At 73.3% G+C, this 18,382-nt stretch carries 10 protein-coding genes; 6 read left to right on the top strand and 4 right to left on the bottom strand.

The features are described from left to right. Nucleotides 1–175: 175 nt before the first annotated feature. Complete coding sequence (locus WME82_RS25145; protein ID WP_438037367.1) at nt 176–1,684, bottom strand: endo-1,4-beta-xylanase; 1,509 nt, start codon at nt 1,682–1,684, stop codon at nt 176–178. Nucleotides 1,685–2,948: 1,264 nt separating this feature from the next. Between WME82_RS25145 and WME82_RS25140 the strand changes: the two genes are divergently transcribed. The 3 genes from WME82_RS25140 (at nt 2,949) to WME82_RS25130 (ending at nt 6,594) form a co-directional block, all read left to right on the top strand. Beyond that, nucleotides 2,949–3,737 carry a hypothetical protein gene (locus WME82_RS25140; RefSeq protein ID WP_438037366.1) on the top strand — a complete coding sequence of 263 codons (789 nt, stop codon included), beginning with the start codon at nt 2,949–2,951 and terminating at the stop codon, nt 3,735–3,737. 110 nt (nt 3,738–3,847) lie between these two features. After that, nucleotides 3,848–4,969: a hypothetical protein gene (locus WME82_RS25135; protein WP_438037365.1), complete on the top strand. Its 1,122-nt coding sequence runs from the start codon at nt 3,848–3,850 to the stop codon at nt 4,967–4,969. 188 nt (nt 4,970–5,157) lie between these two features. Beyond that, nucleotides 5,158–6,594: a sigma 54-interacting transcriptional regulator gene (locus tag WME82_RS25130; RefSeq protein WP_438037364.1), complete on the top strand. Its 1,437-nt coding sequence runs from the start codon at nt 5,158–5,160 to the stop codon at nt 6,592–6,594. A gap of 50 nt (nt 6,595–6,644) precedes the next feature. Here the strand turns inward: WME82_RS25130 and WME82_RS25125 are convergent, their stop codons facing one another. Further along, nucleotides 6,645–8,372: a hypothetical protein gene (locus tag WME82_RS25125; protein WP_438037363.1), complete on the bottom strand. Its 1,728-nt coding sequence runs from the start codon at nt 8,370–8,372 to the stop codon at nt 6,645–6,647. Between the two features lie 61 nt (nt 8,373–8,433). Beyond that, entirely contained in the window at nt 8,434–12,345 is a 3,912-nt protein-coding gene (locus tag WME82_RS25120) for a protein kinase domain-containing protein (protein ID WP_438044849.1), read from the bottom strand. Between the two features lie 109 nt (nt 12,346–12,454). Here WME82_RS25120 and WME82_RS25115 point away from each other — a divergent pair, with 109 nt between their 5' ends. The 3 genes from WME82_RS25115 (at nt 12,455) to WME82_RS25105 (ending at nt 17,494) form a co-directional block, all read left to right on the top strand. After that, nucleotides 12,455–13,993 carry a serine/threonine-protein kinase gene (locus WME82_RS25115; RefSeq protein ID WP_438044848.1) on the top strand — a complete coding sequence of 513 codons (1,539 nt, stop codon included), beginning with the start codon at nt 12,455–12,457 and terminating at the stop codon, nt 13,991–13,993. A 361-nt stretch (nt 13,994–14,354) separates the two neighbouring features. Next, on the top strand, nt 14,355–15,041 hold the full coding sequence (locus WME82_RS25110; RefSeq protein ID WP_438044847.1) for a hypothetical protein: 687 nt from the start codon (nt 14,355–14,357) through the stop codon (nt 15,039–15,041). 773 nt (nt 15,042–15,814) lie between these two features. Continuing rightward, nucleotides 15,815–17,494: an alpha/beta hydrolase family protein gene (locus WME82_RS25105; protein ID WP_438044846.1), complete on the top strand. Its 1,680-nt coding sequence runs from the start codon at nt 15,815–15,817 to the stop codon at nt 17,492–17,494. 12 nt (nt 17,495–17,506) lie between these two features. Here WME82_RS25105 and WME82_RS25100 read toward each other — a convergent pair whose 3' ends face one another. Then, nucleotides 17,507–18,247 (bottom strand): SGNH/GDSL hydrolase family protein, encoded by a 741-nt coding sequence (locus WME82_RS25100; protein ID WP_438044845.1) that lies wholly within the window; start codon nt 18,245–18,247, stop codon nt 17,507–17,509. Nucleotides 18,248–18,382: the final 135 nt, after the last annotated feature.

Genomic DNA, 18,382 nt, shown 5'->3' with positions numbered 1-18,382 from the left:
TCTGTTCAAAGGCATACGAAGCGGGAAGCAAGAACCATGGGAAGGCGCCCGGGATCGGCCGCGCAAGCGCTGGCCTTGCGGGTCGACTCCGTCGACCTGCGACCGAGCCGACGAGCCTGCGCGGCGATCTCCGGGCGCGTGGATCTCCGTGAACCGCGCGTCAGCGCGTCCGGCGTCAGCGCCCCAGGTAGCCCATCAGCCAGGACATGGCGGGCCGCATCTGGCCGCTGCTGCTCATGAGTCCTGAGTTGGCCACCCACGTCTGGCCGCTGATGTACCCCCACAGCGTGATGCCTTTCACGCTCGGATGGTCGTAGAACATGGGGAACTGGCTCTGCATCACGTTGAGCTGCTGCGTGTCGTTCGCCAGGTTGATATCGTACTCGGTGATATAGACCGGTAGGCCGGTGCCGGCGAGTCGGTCGAGGAAGCCCTTGACGGTGCTCGTGTTGAGCTTGTACGCGTCGTGAGCCTGAGCTCCGATGCCGTCGATGGGAGCCCCCGCCGCCCGGATCCGATTGACGATATTCAGCGTGTTCTGATTGTCACCGCTGTACTCGATGTTGTTGTAGTCGTTGAGCAGCAGCTTGGCGTTCGGGCAGTACTGCCGCGCCCACTTGAACGCTTGCACGATCCAGTCGTAGCCGCTCGAGCCCGCGCCGCCGAGGGCGTTCATGTACGACGGGGTGGTGTGCGGGGGCGGCTCGTTCACGACGTCGATGACGGCGACGTCCGGGTAGCGCTGGCAGAACGCCTGGATCCACTCCTCGACCTCTGCGCGTTGCTCGCTCTGCGACAGATTGGCGATCCAGCCCGGCTGCTGGGCACCCCAGATCAGGGTGTGGCCCTTGTAGGGAATGCCCTTCTGGCGAGCGTAATCCCGGACTCGGTCCATGCCGGCCCAGTTCATGACGTCCCGCGTGGGTTCGACGGAGCCCCATTTGCCCTCGTTCTCCGGGCTGATCTGGTTCCAGTACCGGGACAGATCCGCTCGCACCTGCCCGCCGGTTGTGATGTTGCCGACGAACTTGCCGCCTGTCCCGCCGCCTCCGGCGCCGCCGGTGCCGCCGGTGCCGCCGGTGCCTCCCGTGCCACCGCTGCCGCCGGTGCCGCCGGTGCCGCCGGTGCCGGCGCCCGAGCTCACGGGGGTGATCCGGAATTGCTGGTTGGTGCCGCCGTTCGATGCCCATTGAACCAAGGCGGTGCCGTCCGCGGTGCCGCGGGCGTAGACGTCCAGGGACTTGCCGCTGTTGCGTGCGGTGAGGCGCACGACGCCGCTGGCGACGTCCGTGAACGACCACTGCTGGTTTTCCCCGGTCCAGCAGGAGTATTGCTGGATGCGGGCGCCGTCGCTCGTGGAGGCGCCCGCGACGTCCATGCAACGGTTGCTGTTGACGTTGCGGATGCGATAGTAGCCGCCGCCCGCCGATTCCATGCGGAACTGTTGCCGCGTCGAGCCGTTGCAGCTGGCGATCTGCAAGGCGGCCGCATCCGCGGTGCTGCCTCCAGCCACCTCGACGCATTTTCCACTCTGGACGCCGGTGATCGTGTAGGTCGCCGCGGTGTCGATGGTGACGCTCTCGGCCAGCTCTTCGAACTCGTAGCCGTCTTCATCGAGCTGCTCGGCGGAGATGCACGCGCTGAGCGCGATCGTCGTCAGCAGGGTCCAGCGTTCAAATCGCATTCTCATAAGGTTCTCCTGTACTTAAGCGGGAATGTCGTAGTGGCGTGAAAGCGGCCCCTTCGACGCGTAGATAAGTTGTTGAGTTGGCGTCGCTCTCCCGTGGAGCCGGATCACATGGAAAGATGTTCTGTCAACCCAGGGCAGCTCCCGCAGTTGGGGCTTGACGTCTCCGAAGCGTTTGGACCTCCTTCTCCCCCCCGACACGCCGGTCGAGGTGTGCCTGGTCGAGCCGGTGTCGGCCGAGTCGAGCCCCGCGCGCGGGTCGTCGTCGGACGTGCCGACCCCCCCTCGGGGCGGCGTCGTCGCCGGCGCTGGGGCTCAGCGCGCCGAAGAGCTCGGTGGAGATCGAAGTCTCATGGATCAGCCCACTGGCCCGCGTGGCCCGTTCGCGTAGAGATCTCAGTGCGCATGACCACCCTTCCGATGCGAAGCAAAAGAATACCGACGAGTGCCAATGTGAACGCTCACATCTCCGATGTCAATCGCCGATGGCGGTTGCGTGAAGACGACTCCTTCGATTCATGGGTAAGTTGTTGATATGGTGTCACTTTTTCAGGGAGGCCGGATTGCGCGGAAAAATGTTCTGTCGATCCAGGGCAGCTTCCGCAGTTGGGACTTGACGTCTCCGGAGGGTTTGGACTTCCCTCTCCGCCTCTCCACATTGGACCTCCTTCTCCCACATCGGGTCTCTCACGCTTCCTACATTGGAGTTCCTTCTCCCCCAACGAGCGCGAGCTGCACGGCGCGCAGACGCCGCTCGTCCCGTGGTGCCTGGCCAGCCGCTCGTTCACGAAGGCGAGCGGCGCGGTGAGCCGCGCTTCGTTTCACGGGCCTGACGCCGTGGTGCCAGGTCGTCCTTGTCACGTGGTGGGCTGTCGCCGCTGGGGGGCGGCGCGGGCTGCGCCGTATCACCCCTGTCACACCTGACACGTGCCACACCGGTCAGTGTGGCAGGCACCCGGCCGCCGCGCGTGTGCGCGCCGGCGCTCCCGGAGGAGGGGGTGTCCTCTGGGCGGTAGGGGAAAGAGCGCGAGATTCACCTGACACGGCCGCGTGTCGCGCGATATCGCGGCTCGTCATGGCTGCTGGCCCCGCTCTTGCCATGTCCTGCAGTGAAGGCCGCCGCGACGCGCTGACGAGCCGACACGCCCGCGGGGTGGCCCGCGGGCGCGCTGCATTCGTCGTGATCGAGGGTGTGTCGCGCGCCGGCCGCCGCGCGGGCGCGAGCCCGCGCTCAACCGACGTAGGACCGAGGAGAATGACCATGACCTTGAATTCGATGCTCCGTGATGTCTCGATGGTTCGCACCGCCCGCCGCGCCGCGGCCCTCGCGCTGGGGCTCTGCGCCCTCGGCGGCTGCGCCGCGGGGCAGGAGCCGGCGGACGAGGCGGTCGAGGAGGGGCTCGCCCCGATCACGAGCCTGCAGCTCTCGAACGGCGCCGAGGTTCATTTCTACGAGCCGGAGGAGGGCCGCGTCCTGGCCTTCACCACCGGCGAGCTCGACGAGTCCATGGAGCGGCTGCCCCCCGTCGCGCTCTACGAGGCGCTCTCGCGAGAGGCCGCGCCGCCGGCGCTGATCGCGGCGCAGGGCCGCATGGACGCGGCCCGGCTCGCGGGCGGCGCGCGCCGCGCCGCGATCGCGCCCGACGTGGACGTGGTCGAGGAGGCGGCGCCGGCGCGGCGACCGAGCGCCGGAGAGGAGCTCGGGACCGCCGCGCAAGCCCTGACGGCGAGCGATTTCGTGGCGAGTTATTGCAGCGCGAGCAGCGTCGATTTCGATTATTGCTGGACCGACAGCAGCGTCGGCCGCACGGTCACGGTCAACGGCACCAAGTGGTATCACGCCCACGTGGACTCCACCTCGGGCACGGTCCAGATGGCGGTGTACTACAGGAACATGTGGGGCAACGATGTCCTGGTCTTCCTCCGGACCGTCACGTCGACAGGGGGCGTGTTCTCGTACGAGACAGAGAACAACGATACGTACACGGTCGTCGTCTCGCAGGTGGACCCCGGCAACACCTATCATCTCTCCGTCCACGGCGATCAGTAGGCGGCGGCCCGCCGCGCCCTTCCGCGCGGCGAGCCGTCCAGACGAGATCGGCCGCCCCCGGGCCGGTCTCGCCTGGGCGCACCCTCGCGGGGACGATACCCTGGGCGAGGATGGAGCCCATCTTCGTCCTGATGATCATCTCGGGGATCGCGGGGCTCGCGCGCTTCTCCGCGTACGCGCGCAACGACGCGCGGCGGGCGGCCGAGGCCCGCTGGCGGCTCGCACGGCCCATGTGGCAGCGCGCGGCGGCCCTCGTCGGGGGGGAGTTCAGGTCGGGTCCAGGCCCATCGGGAGACCCGCGGATGCAGATCTCCGTGGTGCTCGACAGCGTCGCGCTCCTCGTCGACCACGACGTCGATCGCAGCGGCGCGGCCGTCGTGCGCTACAGCACCCGCATCACGGGCACGGTGAGCAACCCGTCGGGCCTCAGGCTCCGGGTCAACGAGCAGCAGCTCGACCGGCCGAGCGGCGGGCGTTTCCGGGCGCGGCGGGTGGACGCCGGCGACCCGGCGGAGGACGGCGCCTTCGTCGTGCAGGCGAGCAGCCCGGCGCTCGCGCGCTGGTGGCTCACGCGAGAGCTGCGCGAGGCGCTCCGCGCGGCGACCGAATACCAGCTCACGCTCGAGTCGCACCGGCTGACCGCGCTCCGCGCCGGGCTGGAGGACGACGCCGAGAAGCTCGCGAGCGCCATCCGCGCCGCGGCGCTCGTCGCCGGACGCGGCCGGGCGCTCGCGAAGGAGCTGCGGGCGCTCTCGCAACAGCTCGGCGGGCGCCTCCTGTCCGGCGCCGGGACCACCTCGTCCGGAGGAGGCATGACCATCGAGCTCGAGCACCGCGGCCGGCGCCTCACCGTGGCGTTCGGCCGGGATGGAAGGCGGGGGGCGTTCGGCACGCAGGTGCGCGTCGCCCGCGCCGCGTCCCCGTCGGAGCGGTTCATCGTGAAACGCCGGGCCAGGCGCGGGCCGGGCCAGGTGAACTCCGGGCAGCCCGACGACGGCGGCCTGTCGCGGGCGTACGAGGTGCAGGCCGACGCGCCGGACCGGGTGGCGTGGCGCCTGACCGACGAGGTGAGGCGCGAGATCGCCGCGCTCCGCCCGGCGGCCGTCGTGGGCGATGAGGCCGCGGTCAAGCTGGTGTTCGGCTGCATCGAGACGGGGCGCGACCGGATCGAGCGCGCGATCGCCGTCGTCGCTGCGCTCGCGGCGCCCGCGCCGCAGGGGCCCTACCGCTGACGGCCCGGCGAGCCGCCCTGCCAGCTCGGGGCGCTGCGACAGGACGACCAGCGCGTGCGCTTCGCGCGCCTGAGCTTGCTCCACTGGCTGGCGGGGCGTGATAGATCGTGGGCCTGCGGCATGCAGCCTCGGGTCGATTCCCTGGCGCCTCCTCCGTGCGCGGCCTGCCAGGGGCGGAGAGGGGCAGGATGAGCGCGGGTCGGGACGAGCCGTCGACGCTGGTCCGCACCCGGCGGCGCGCCGGCTGCGCCGCCGAGCCGCGGCCGTTCCTCTTCCTCGTCTTGCAGTGCCAGCGGCCGATGGATCCGCCGGCGCGGCTGGCGCTCGACGGGGTCGACGAGGTGCGGTTCGGGCGAGGCCCGGTGCGCTCGATCGACCGGCGGACCGAGGCAGACCGGGCGCTGCTCGACGTGCGCCTCGAGGACGGCTGGGTGTCGTCCCGCCACGCGCGGATCACGCGCGACGGCGGCGGCCAGCTCTGCCTGGAGGACCTCGGCTCGACGAACGGCACCTTCGTGAACGGCGTGCCACGGCGGAGCGCGACGCTCGCCGAAGGGGACCTGATCGAGCTCGGGCACACGTTCTTTCTGTTCCGCGAGGTCGCGGTGCCCGACGAGGCGGCGAGCGACGCGGCCCAGGCGGCGGATCAGCCGTTCGGCCTCGCCACCTTCTCGCCCGAGCTGGCCGAGCGCTTCGCCTCCCTCCGGGCCGTCGCGCCCGCGCCCATCCCCGTCGTCCTCCAGGGCGAGAGCGGCACCGGCAAGGAGGTCGCCGCGCGCGCCGTCCACGCGCTCTCGGGGCGGCCCGGCCCGTTCGTCGCCATCAACTGCGGCGCGCTGCCCGAGAGCCTCATCGAGTCCGAGCTGTTCGGCCACAAGAAGGGCGCCTTCTCCGGCGCCGCCGAGGACCGGCCCGGCCTCATCCGCGCGTCCGACCGCGGCACGCTCTTCCTCGACGAGATAGGCGATCTGCCCGCGGCGTCGCAGACCGCGTTCCTGCGCGTGCTGCAGGAGTCGGAGGTCGTCGCGGTGGGCGCGACGCGCCCCGTGAAGGTCGACCTCCGCGTCGTCGTGGCCACGCACCGCGACCTCCCTGCGATGGTCGAGCGCGGCGACTTCCGGGGCGATCTCTTCGCGCGCCTCTCGGGCTTCGTGCTCGAGCTGCCGCCCCTGCGCAGGCGCCGGGAGGATCTCGGGCTGCTCATCGCCGCGCTGCTCCGCCGCGCCGCCCCGGACCGGGCCGCGTCGATCTCGCTCGGCTGCGAGGCGGCGCGCGCGCTCCTCCTGCGCGAGTGGCGGCTCAACGTCCGCGAGCTGGAGAAGTGCCTGGCGACCGCGATCGTGCTCGCCGGCGGCGGCCGGGTGGAGCAGGGCCACCTGCCGCCGCCCGCCGTCGTGCCGCGGAGCAGCCACCCGCCCGAGGCCTCGAAGCCCGACGCCCAGCCCGCCGAGCGCCAGCGGCCCGCCGAGGAGGACCAGCAGCGGCGCGAGGCGCTCATCCGCCTCTTCCGCGAGCACCGCGGGAACGTCAGCGCCGTGGCGCGGGCGATGGGGAAGGGGAGAACGCAGATCCACCGGTGGATCGCGCGTTATGGCATCGAGCCTGGCGACTACAGGGACGGGTGAGCGCGCGGTGGGTCGGCCGCGCGGCCGCGCGCTGACGCGGCGGCCGCCGCTCAGGGACAGAGCGGCGGGTTGATGGACAGCGCGCCGCCGGGCAACACCGGCGCGAACGGGGAGAACGGGAAGTCCCGGACGACATCCGACGGGTGGTTGAGAAACACCGTGATCGGATGGCGCCAGGTGCCCCCGCCGCCCGCGCACTGCTGGAAGTCCCTGTCGCCCTCCACGAGCCCCCCGTCGTCGACGGAGCACTGGTCGAGCTGAGGACAGTCCGCCACGAGGTGCGATTCACCGCAGGCGCCGACCGGGGTCGCGACGCAGTCCACCTCGCCCTCGGCGCCGGCGCAGAGGCGTTCCCCCACGTACGCGGCGTGATCGCTCCAGTATTCACCCGTGCAGGCGAAGGCGTTCCGATAGATGGCCTGCCCGGACTCCTCCTCTGTGGGGGCCGGAGCACGCTCGAATTCACCGCTCTCTGTCACTTCGTTCATTCCCGCCTGGAGCCGGGGGTGGAGGGGCTGATTGCCCCACAGGTTTCCGTAGAACGCGCCCTCGCGCCAGGCGAAGACGTCGGCCTCCGCCGCTGGATACACCGCGTCGCGGAACGTCGCCTCGGCGATGGAGACGGCGCCGGGCGGCGCCGGGGGGCTCGGCCGCGGGCGGCTCGCGACGCTGAAGCGGCGGTGCTTCTCGAGCATCGCGGCGACTCCGGCCGGCGCGGAGAGGCCGGCGCGGCCGCTCGTCCGCGGGCCGCTCATGAGGCTGAAGTAGGCGCTTTGAGGGCAGACGAAGCGGAGCGCACGCTCGGTGCGCCCGCCGCAGCGCACCTCGCGCGGATCGATGAGATCGGGTGAGCCGGCGTCGCAGCCGCGGATACCGTTGCAGACGCGAAGCACCGTATCGCTGACGGGCAGCCCGGCGGCGCTCGCCGGGTCGTCGGCGCAGTCGGTCAGGGGCGCTTCGCCGGTCGCGATGAACACGGTCGAGCCCGGGGTGCAGGAGCCGACGTTCTGGGCCGTCCATCCACAGTTGCGCGACGCGCCCTCGGAATCGATCGCGCACCGCCTGAAGCTCGGAATGGTGTAACCGTCCTCCGTCTTCGTCACCACGCGGACGGAGGGCGCCGGCGTGAGGAGCCCCGGCCGATGCTCCGGGAACGCCTGGCCTCGCAGCGAGACGGTGATCGAGCGGCCCAGGGCGTTCACGAGCGAGAGCATGCACGCCGAGACGAGCTGCTGGCACTTCGCTCCCACCGGGCCCACGGCCCAGGCAGGGCAGATCCCGATCTCGCCGTCGAATGTGAATTCCTTGCCTGTCGACGTGTCGGTATACGACACGCTCTGGCCCCTCTCGAGGGCGCAGGAGACGAGATAGTCCATCACCTCGCGCGTGGGCTCGTGGCGGAGCTGGCGGCGGAGGGCGGGGTAGGGGCCTGTGTCGGCGTAGCTCTCGGTCGCGAGCGGGACGGACACCATGACGGGATTGGCACGCGGGTTCGCGATCAGCGCGTTGCGGGTGAGCGCCTCGGCGGAGAGGCCGTTGCCCCAGACGCCCTGCACCGCGTCCGCGATGGCCGCCACCAGCTCGTTGGCCGACCCGCCGCTGGCCGGTCCGCCGCTGGCCGGCCCGATGGCCGACCCGCTCGATGAGCCGCTCCCCGCGGGCGCCGCGCGCGGCGGCCCGTCGAGCGGCGAGGCGTCGTCGCCGACGCCGGCGCAGCCCGCGCCGGCGCTGGCGAGCCCGAGACAGAACACAAGCAGCCCAGGGATCCGGTAGATCATCACGCGGTCAGGTTCCTTTCTCGTGCTGGCGAGCCGGATCGTCGGTTCACGCTTCGCCGCTCTATCCCGGCGAGAGGAGCGCGCGCTCGATCTCGTCGAACCGCTGCTCCCAGAAGCCCGCCGAGATCGCCCTTGCGTCCCGCACGAGCGCCAGCGCCTCGCCGGCGGCGCCCGCCCGGAGGGCCGAGAGGGCCGCGCTGTGAAGCGCCTCGGCGTGCTCGTGAAGGATCGCGGTCTGCCGCGCCTCGTCCACGAGCGCGCGCCATGCCGCAGCGTCGAACCGACCGGCCGCCCGGTCGTCCAGAGCCTGTTGCACCAGGCGTGCCAGCGTCCGGGCGCAAGGGGTGAGGTCGGGTTCGGGGAGGCTCGCGCGGGCCTCGGCCAGGTGGCGGGCCGCCTCGTCGTGCTCGCCCCGGGCGACGTGGATGCGGGCGAGGAGGAGGACGTCGTCCGGCGAAGGGCGCTGGTTGAAATAACGCCGCTGGAGGTCGAGGCTGCGGCGCGCGAGCGGGAGGGCCTCGTCCGGCGCGCCCAGCCAGTACCGCAGCTCCGCCAGGTTCAGCGTGGCCCAGCGCTCGAGCTGGGCGTGGCCGAGCTCGCGGGCGAGGCGGACGGCCTCCCGCTGGTCCGCGACCGCGCGCCCTTCCTCCCGCCGCTTCACCCACATGAAGACGCGGTTGATGTACGCGGTGCACAGGTGGAAGACGTCGCCGGCGCGCAGGCAGGCCTCGACGACGGCCTCGGCGTGGCGCTCGGCCTCGTCGAGCCGGCGGGCCATCGAGAGCGACGCGACGAGCACCAGCCGGGCGATGACGTGCGCCTCGTGGTCGCCGACGGCGAGCGCGCCGCGGGCGGCCCGCTCCAGCTTGGGGATCCCCTCGTCGACGCGCTGGTCGCGGCAGTCCGAGCGGCCGCCCGCGAGCAGGCAGCGCGCGTCGAGGCGGGCGTCGCCGAGGCCGGCGCAGAGCTCGGCGGCGCGCGCCGCGATCGCCGCGGAGGCGGGGAAGTCCTCGAGCCAGTCGAGCGCGGTCGCCTCCTCGAGGAGGAGCTCGGCCGCGCGGGCCCGGTCGCCCGCGGCCTCGGCCAGCGCGCGGGCGGCGCGCAGATCGGCGAGCGACTCCTCGAAGCGCTGCAGGCGGTAGCGCGCGCGGCCTCGGCCCGCGAGCGCGCGGGCGCGGGCCTCGGGGTCGTCGCGCTCGAGGAGGCCGGCGAGGCGCAGGGCCGCCGTGAAGCGCTGCTCGGCCTCGACGACGTCGTGCCGGGCGAGCGCCTCGTCCGCGAGCTCGGCGTGCGCCGCCGCCGCCGCGGCCAGGTCTCCCGCGGCGGCCGCGTGGCGGGCGATCCGGGCGCGCGCCCCCGCGGCGCGCGGCGCGCCGAGGAGGCCCTGGAGGACGGCGGCGTGCAGCGCGCGGCGGCGGGCGGGCGGGATGCGCGCCTCGACGGCCTCGCGCAGGAGCGGGTGCCGGAAGGCGTAGTGCGGCGGCGACGCCGAGCGCGCGACGAGCACGCCGGCCCTGGCGAGGCGCGCGAGGCCGACGCCCGGGTCCAGCGCGCCGGCCGGCGGCGGCGCGTCGGTGGCGCGATCCAGCGCCCGCAGGGCGGCCTCGAGCTCGGCCGGGGAGAGGTCGTCGCCGAGGATCGCCGCGCGCTCGAGCAGGTCCACGAGCGGCGGCGGCAGGGCCGCGAGCGCGCGCTCGGCGAGGCGCTCGCCGAGCGGCGCGGCCGACAGGGAGAGCAGCTCGTGCGGCGCGAGCGTCCAGCCCTCGCCGCCCCGGGCGCGCTGGATCGCGCCGCCGACGCGCAGGGCGCACGCCACCTCGACGAGGTCGCGCGGGACGCCGCGCGCCAGCGCGTGGAGGCGATCGAGCACGGCGCGGGGGACGAACTCGACGGGGCGGAGGCGGTCCTGGAGCAGCGCGCCCGCGGCCTCGGCGTCGAGCGGGCCGAGGTCGAGCGCCACGCGGCGGGCGGCGCGCTCCCCGAGCGCCGGACGGAGCGACGCGATCGACGGCCGCGCGGCGAGCACGATCGCGAGGCGCGCCGCGCTGCCCTCGGCCGTGGCGAGCTCGATCGCGTCGAGCGCGGACGCGTCGGCGAGGTCGGCGTCGTCGAGCAGCAGCGCGAGCGGCGCGGCGGCCGCGAGGGCGGCCGCGAGCGCGCGGGCCTCGGCGTGGCGGCGCGCGCCCGGCGCCCCGAGCAGCGGCGCGGCGGCCGGGTCTCCCGGGGCGAGCCGCCCAAGGGCGAGCCCGACGGCCGGCCAGGCGCGCGCGGCCTCCGCCGTGCCGAGCCGCTGGACGAGCGCCTCCCGGGCGCCCGCGTCGCGCTCGCCGCTGGCCGGCAGATCCAGGGCCGCGCGCAGGAGCGCGACGAGCGTCGCGCCGTGCTCGGCCGCCTCTGGCCGGAGCGCCGCCGCGGCGTGCACGGCCGCGCCGCCGGCGTGGAGCGCCGCGGCGAGCGCCCCGAGGAACCGGCTCTTTCCGTGCCCTTCCGCGCCGAGCGCGGTGACGAGCGCCGGCCCGCCGCCGGCGAGCGCCTCCTGCGCCGCGGCGAGGGCCGCGCAGAGCGCCGCGTCGCGGCCGCGCAGGGCGGTCTCGCCGGGCTCGTCGGGGGGCGCGTGGCGCGGTGAGGGCGGGGTATCGCGCAGGCCGTCCGCGAGCGCGCGCCGCGCTTCGGCCGTGAGGATCGCCTGCGGCATGGCGTCCGCGTCGCCCGGGCCGGCCCCCCAGGTCTCCGCGTCCTCGAGCGCAGCGCCCGCGAGCGTGACGCCGTGCGTGCCCTCGCGCACCCGGAGCGGAGCCAGGTGGACCACGAGGGGTGGCTCCGCTGCGCCGGCCGCGGCGAGGCGCTGGGCCACCCGCTCCGCCGCGCGCACGCCGTCGCCTGGTGCGTCGGCGGCGGGGAAGGCGAGCACCATGCGCTCCCCGCGAAAGCGCGCCAGGATGCCACCTTCGGCGCGGGCGATGTCGACGAGCGCGTCCGCGCGCTCCCGCGTGCGCAGGGCGAGCAGCGCCACCGCCCGGCGCGGGTCGGTGGTGGGAGCGGGCGCGCCGGAGGAAGCCGCGCGCCCTCGGGACGGGGCGACGCGCGCTTCCAGCGACGCCGCGAGCGCGCGCGCCACGTCGCTGGCGCGGGCCGGGCGGGCCTCGGGTTCCTTCGCGAGGCAGCGGAGGACCGCCTCGTCGGCGCCCTCCGGCAGCTGCGCGAGCGACGACGGCGGGTCGGGGCGGCGCGCCACGTGGGCCTGCCGCACCTCGGCCGCCTCGCCGACGAACGGCGGCCGGCCGGTGAGCAGCTCGAAGATCATCGCGCCGAGCGCGTAGATGTCGGCGCGCGCGTCGACGGCGCGCGCGCCGAGGCACTGCTCCGGCGCCATGTACGCCGCCGTCCCAAGGATCGCCCCGGTCTGCGTCAGGTCGGGGCCGAGCGCCGCGCGCGCATCGCCGCCGGCGCGCGCCTGCGCGGCCAGGCCGAAGTCGATCAGCGCGACCTCCCCGCCCGGCCGCAGCCACACGTTCTCGGGCTTGAGATCGCGGTGCACCAGCCCGGCGTCGTGCGCCGCGTCCAGCGCGACCGAGAGCGCGCGCGCGATCGCCGACGCCTGCTCGATCGGCATCGCGCCGGTGCCCGGCAGGTCCGCGAGGCAGCGCGCGAGCGAGCTGCCCTCGAGCCGCTCCAGCACGAGGAACGGGCCGAGCTCCCCCGAGCGCCCGCGGCCGAGCAGCGCGGGGACCAGCGGCGGCGCGAGGCGGGCGAGCGCCGCGGCCTCCCGCTCGATCCGGCCGTCGTCTTGCCGGCGCGCCACCTTGAGCGCCACGGCGCGGCCGTCGCCCTCGCGCGTCGCCGCGTAGACGCGCGCGAACCCACCTTGCCCGAGCAGCCGCTCGACACGGAACCCTTCGACGAGGAGCCCGGGCACCAGCGGCGGCGGATCCTGCTCGAGCGCCTCGTGCTCGCGCTCGTCGGCGCTCGTCACCGGCGATGAGGCCAGAGGGTGCGCCGGGCACGCGGCGCCGGCCCGCGCTGGGAGGCGGCGATGGCACTCGGAGCAGCGCATGGGGCGCGAGTATACTGGGGTAGGTGCCATGCGGACGCCTGCCGAGCCCAACCAGGACGAGACAGCCGTCATCTCGGGCCGACCGCTGGAGCTCGAGGCGAGCGCCGCCGGCGACGCGCTCCCCGCCGGCGCGGTGGTCGGGGGTTACGTGCTCGACGGCGTGCGGCTCGGAGGCGGCTTCGGCGTCGTGCACCGCGCCGTCCCGGTCGGGGGCGGCGCGCCGGTCGCCCTGAAGGTCCTCCGCCGCGGCCTGTCGCTCCTGCCGGCGATCCTCCGGCGCTTCCAGCGGGAGGCGGAGGTGCTCGCGCGGCTCAAGCACCCGGCGATCGTCGAGGTCCGCGGCGTGGGCGCCCTGGACGACGGCCGGCCGTACATCGCGATGGAGTGGGTCGAGGGCCGGAGCCTCGCGGCGGAGCTGAGCGCGCGGGGCGCCTTCTCGCCGCCCGAGGCGGTCGCCCTGCTCGAGGGGGTCGGCGGCGCGCTCGCCGCCGCGCACGCGATCGGCGTCGTGCACCGCGACGTGAAGGCCCAGAACGTCATGGTCTGCCCCGGCGCGGGCGGGCTCGGCGCGCCGGGCGTGAAGCTGGTCGACTTCGGCATCGCCAAGCTCCTCCGCCCGCGCGACGTCGATCGCGCGCGCGGCGCGAAGAGCAGCAGCCTGATCCTCGGCACGCCGCTCACGATGGCCCCGGAGCAGATCCTCGGCGGCGCGGTGGACGCGCGCACGGACATCTACGCGGTGGGCCTGCTCGCCTACCAGCTCGTGACGGGCGAGCTGCCGTTCCAGGGCGCCGATGCGGTCGAGACCGAGGAGATGCACCTGCGCGCGCCGCCGCCCTGCCCGAGCGACCGCGCGCCCGTGTCGGCCGCGTTCGGCGCGGTGGTGCGCCGCTGCCTCGCCAAGGAGCCGGCGGACCGGTACGCGGGCGTGCCCGAGCTGCTCGCCGCCCTGCGCCGGGCGGTCGGCGCGCCGGGCCGCCAGACCGTGGCGCCCGCGGCGCGCTCGCCGGTCGACGCTCGCCTCGCGGGAGCCTGCGCGCGGGGGCGCTGCGCGCCGCGGGGGCCGTGCGCCGCGCTGCTCGTCGAGGCCCGGCTCTCGGCGCCGGACGAGGCCGGCGACGAGGCGCTCGCCGACGTGGAGCGCCTGGTCCAGGCGGCGCGCGCGGCGCTCGTCGGGCTCGGGGCGACGCTCGTTGTCGAGAGCGCCGACGCGCTGCTGGCGGCGCTGCCCGCGCCGTACGATCGCGCGCCGGAGCGGGCGCTCGGCTGGGCCCTCGAGCTCTGGGCGGAGCTCGGCGCGCGGGCCGGCGCGAGCCCCGAGGTCCTCCCGCGCCTCGCGCTGCACGCGGCCGAGCCCGAGGCGCTGCGCGGCTGGGCGCCCGCCGCGACAGGGGCGGGCGTGTTCGTGACCGACGCGTTCGCCGAGGGGCTCCCCGGGGAGGCCGGGGAGGGGAACGCCAGGGAGGGGAACGCCAGGGAGGGGAACGCCAGGGAGGGGGACGCCAGGGAGGGGGACCGCGCGCCGCTCCGGGGCGAGGGCGGCGCGCTGCGCCGGGTGGTGTCGTGAGCGCCGCGGCCTGACGCGGGCGGCGCGCTGACACGGCCGCTGCCACAGGGTGTCACAGGGGCGGTGTGACAGGGGACAGCCGGCATGTGGCAGGCGGGGCGCCTGCGCGGCGCGGAGCTGTCCTGCCGTGAGCGTGGCGACGGCCGCGAGGGGCGCGTCGGCTGCGCGCCGCTCCCAGGTGATCGGTGAGCATGGCCCTGGGCGGGCATCGCGAGGCCGCCGGCGCCGCGCGCTGGCAAGGCGCTTGCGATGGGGCTCCGGTGCGAGGCGCCGCCGCGGCCGCGCCGCTCCAGGCCGCTGCGCGGCTGGCCGCCTCCGCCTCGACCACAAGAGAGCTCAAGAGAGCTCAGGAGAACTCGTCATGCGCATCGTTCGCTCTGCGTTCCCTCTCGTCGCCCTGTTCGCCGCCGGCTGCGCCGTCGAGGCGGCCGACCCTGAGCTCATGGAGGACGCCCCGTCCCTCTCGGAGACCTGGACCGTCAGCAACGCCGCGGTCAGCGAGCGCTGGGACTCGGGCCTGAACGCCAACCTCTCGGCCTGGCAGTACATTCACTGCCACATCGATGATGGCGCTGGGTTCATGTTGACCGACCTCAGCGCGTTCCAGGAGCCCCTCGTCGAGCCTGACGAGTTCATCGCCAGGATGTCCGGCGTGTGCCGGGAGTTCGACCTCCTGCTGCCCAATCTCCCGCGGACCGGCGCGATCGACGCGGAGACCATCTTCTCGTGGCCGGGCGGCTTCCGCGCCGGCGCGCTCAGCACCGCCATCCCGGTCGCCAACTACCCCACGGGTCTGCAGCTCAAGGTGGACCTCGCCAACACCTATGTGAAGGACGTGCGCATCAACTACGCTCCCAGGAACGCGGCCAATACGGCCCTCGACCTCGCCTCGTCTTCCCGCACGAGCTATGCGATCGGGTACTCCGGGAACAACGTGACCCTGAGCTGCCCGGCCCAGCAGGTGCTGACGGGGCTGGATCTCCGTTACGACACGGTCGAGGGGAAGATCCGGGTCCTGGAGATCCACTGCAGAGCGCTGCAGCCCTGAGGGGGCCAGCGCTGCCGCGGCGAGCCGCCCCGGCGCCAAAGCTTGCCGAGCGGACGGGCAGCGCGCCTTCGTTCTGAAAAAGGGAAAAGAGAGCTTGCTGCACATGGCAGCTGCGCGCCTTTCCGCCCGCGGCGCTCCACGAGACGGAGGGAGCACACGCTGACGACGGCGTGGGGCGACCATCGCAGCCTTCACCATCAAGGTATTCCACGAGGGCCCCGGGGTTCCGTCGAAGGCGGCGCAGCCGGCGACATGCACGATCGACACCTTGATTGACGTGTCAGAGTAATCCACGATACCGCGCTTGCGGTCGACCGTATTCACGAGGATTGCCGAGCCGCGCGCCATCGAGGTGCTCGAGGTGCGTCTGGGTCTTGACCAGAGCGGTAACTACGCGCGCGCCGATGGCCGGCGGGCCGCGAGGGCTTCAAGCCCGAAGATGTGGAGCTCGCCCGCGACGAACAGGTCGATCCGCAGGCGGAGCCAGACGCCCTTGACGTAGACCGTCCTGTTGCCCGTCTCGAGATGTCGAAGGGCTCTGGGATCACGCGGTCGATGCCCAGCTTGTACAGCTGTCCCCTCTCGAAATCGCGTTCTTTTGCGCTGGTCATCTCTGTGTCGCTGGGAGGCGACCGACGGCGCTCTGGCTTGACGCGCTCGACGTCGGGCACAAGAGCGGATCCATGTTGGGTATTCGAACGCGACAATGGCTGGGTCGAGCGCGACAATGGCTGGGTCGAACGTGGCAATGGGTAGGCGTCGGCCTCCTCGCCGTGCTCATCGTCCTCGGCACACATCTCCTCAAGCGGCGCGCAGGAGCTGGAGCCCGCTCCGTCGCCACGGTGACGTATGCCTGGATGCAGCGGAAGGGGCCTGATGGGCTGAACGTCAACGTCGATCTCTACGCGCCGCCGCGCGCGAGCAAGCGCGGCCCGCTGGTCGTCCTCTTGCAAGGGAACGAGCCCTCGCAGCCCGACGAGCGACTCGCCTTCGCTGCGAGTGTCGGCGACTCCCTGCAGCGAAACGGGGTCGCCGCCGCCGCCGTCTCGTTCAACATCCACACCGGCTACACGCTGCGCGCGTGCGCGGCGGACGTCGCCCGGGTCATGCAAGAGGTCACCAGCGCGCGCAACCCGACGCGCGTGGTCCTCGTCGGTCGCGGCGTCGGCGCGTGGATGGCGTCCCTCCTTGCGCTCGATCGGCGGCTCCTCGAGGGGGCCGGCATGGATCCCAAGCGCGTCGATGGCGTCATCCTGTTGCGCGGCACCTACGACCTCGGCGAGGCGGCGCTCGAGGGGCACCCCGACGCGGCGTTCTTCGCGGACTCGGTCGAAGATCGCAGGGAGTCGTCGCCCATCACGTACGCGCGGTCCGATGCGCCACCGTTCTTGATGCTGTTCGGCGCGGAGGACGACGTCGGCTGGGCGCGTCTCGCTCGCCCCTTCGCGCGCGCGCTCCAGAATGCGGGCGCGCCCGACGTCGACCACTTTGTCGTCCCCAGGCGCGATGCGCACAGCATCCTGCACTGGGGCGGAAGGGGAGACATGGTCGGCGATCTGGTGTTCCCCTTCGTCGCCTCGGGCCTCAAGGACCTCCCCATCGACAACCCCTTCGGCGTGCTCCGCCGCTGGGGTGCACAGCCGCCGCTCGACCTGTCGGAGCTCCGCAAGGATCCCCGGGCCATCACCACCTACCCGGTCGACGTCGCGCTACAGGAGACGATAAGCGCCCTTTTCGGCAAGGGGGGGCTCGAGCGCTACCCCTTGCCCGGCAAGACCTATCAGGCCATCGACCTGCTCGCCTACCTGGCCGAGCGGCCGAAGTCCGAGGTGGGCGAGGGGGACTGGCTGGTGGTCTCGAACCTTCGGGGCGAGCAACAGTACTTCCCGCGCGAGGTGCTGAAGAAGGCGCAGGCGGTCATCGTGGTCGGACTCGACGACGAGGACAATCTCTACCGCTTCGTCGATTTCTACCGGCTGAAGCGCGCCTACTCGTGGATCGAGGGCGAGGAGCCAATGCCGATGATGATCCGGCCGCTCGGCGCGTTCCTGCACTTCCGGACGCCGCTGCCCGCGGGCCTGGGGAACAAGACCTACGCCGCATTTGGGCTCGGTGGGGCGAGCTTTCACTGGGTAGAGAGCGATCCGCTCGCGCCGTTCCGCTCGCTCTCCGGCGGGCTGCGCGAGGCGCTGATCGGCGAACAAGGGTGCGTCAAGTGCCACAGCTTCCGTGGCGTCAACGCACGGGCGCACCACGCGCTGGCGCTCGACGGCACGCCGTACGGGGCGTACGCGCTGCCGCTCGAGGAGTATCCGAGCGAGGTGCTGCGGCGCTTCTTGTTCGAGCAGGACGCGGTGGCAGCGAGCTTCGGGGTCATGCCGCTCCGGGTGGACGAGACCGTCGCGGGGCAGCTCCTCGACATGGTGAACCACGAGAAAAAAGAGGAGAAGTAGCGGCCCCGAACCTCAGGGTTCTACTTGCTCGTGGAGCGCCGCCGCCCACTCGGCGTGCGCGCGCGCCGAGGGGTGCAGGCCGTCGCTGGCGAGCATCTTCGCCTCCGCCTGCTTGTGCATGAGCGGGTACAGGTCCACGTAGCGCGCGCCGGCGGCTCCTGCCTCGTCGCGCAGAATGGTGTTGAAGGCGACGATGTCCGCGCCGATCTGCCGCGGATCTCCGAACGAAGCGGCGGCCGGAGAGAGCGACCAATCGGGCTGCGGGAGCGCCACGATCCGATCCGGCGCGACGCCGGCGTCGATGATCGCTCGGAGGAGCACCCGCACGCGCGAACGGTAGACGTCCGCGCTCCAGCGACGCACGTAGTCGTTGGCGCCCACCGCGAGCGTCACCAACGTGGGGCGAAATGGCGCCACCTCCGGGATCTCCCGCTCCTGCACGTCTTCGGTGGTGTAGCCGTTGACCGCCACGTTCTTGAGGGTCACCTGGCGGCCCTGCGCGCGCCAGAGGTCAGCGAGGCGCGAGGGGAACGCGTCGGACGGCGGGTTCCCGGTCCCTGCCGTGAAGGAGTCGCCAAGCGCCAGATAGCGGATCTCGTCGAGCCCGCGCGTGGGCGCGACATCCTCGCTGGCACCGGTGGTCGCGCTCCGTGGATAGCCGCCGAGCAGAAGCAAGGCGAGGAGAATCCCGCCGAGCAGGAGCAAAACGCGCAGGAGAAGCGGGCGGATCGAGCGCATCAAGAAGGATAGCATCACCTCATCACCGAGCTAGATATCCATTGAATCGCTCCTCGCGGGCTGACCACGGGCCCAGCCAAGGGGCATGGTGACGTGGACGATTCGTCGATTCGCGGCGCGCCATCCGTCCGAACCTGGCTGCGGCGCCAC

Origin of the sequence: Sorangium sp. So ce128 (assembly GCF_051525245.1) — a bacterium.
GTDB lineage: Bacteria > Myxococcota_A > Polyangia > Polyangiales > Polyangiaceae > Sorangium > Sorangium cellulosum_B.
Note: the sequence above shows the minus strand (reverse complement) of the source record. Positions and strands in the feature narration are given on the sequence as shown.

Coding starts and splice junctions, on each gene's coding strand:
- WME82_RS25145 (WP_438037367.1), bottom strand. CDS start 1,684: ATGCGATTTGAACGCTGGACCCTGCTGACGACGATCGCGCTCAGCGCG.
- WME82_RS25140 (WP_438037366.1), top strand. CDS start 2,949: ATGACCTTGAATTCGATGCTCCGTGATGTCTCGATGGTTCGCACCGCC.
- WME82_RS25135 (WP_438037365.1), top strand. CDS start 3,848: ATGGAGCCCATCTTCGTCCTGATGATCATCTCGGGGATCGCGGGGCTC.
- WME82_RS25130 (WP_438037364.1), top strand. CDS start 5,158: ATGAGCGCGGGTCGGGACGAGCCGTCGACGCTGGTCCGCACCCGGCGG.
- WME82_RS25125 (WP_438037363.1), bottom strand. CDS start 8,372: ATGATCTACCGGATCCCTGGGCTGCTTGTGTTCTGTCTCGGGCTCGCC.
- WME82_RS25115 (WP_438044848.1), top strand. CDS start 12,455: ATGCGGACGCCTGCCGAGCCCAACCAGGACGAGACAGCCGTCATCTCG.
- WME82_RS25110 (WP_438044847.1), top strand. CDS start 14,355: ATGCGCATCGTTCGCTCTGCGTTCCCTCTCGTCGCCCTGTTCGCCGCC.
- WME82_RS25100 (WP_438044845.1), bottom strand. CDS start 18,247: ATGCTATCCTTCTTGATGCGCTCGATCCGCCCGCTTCTCCTGCGCGTT.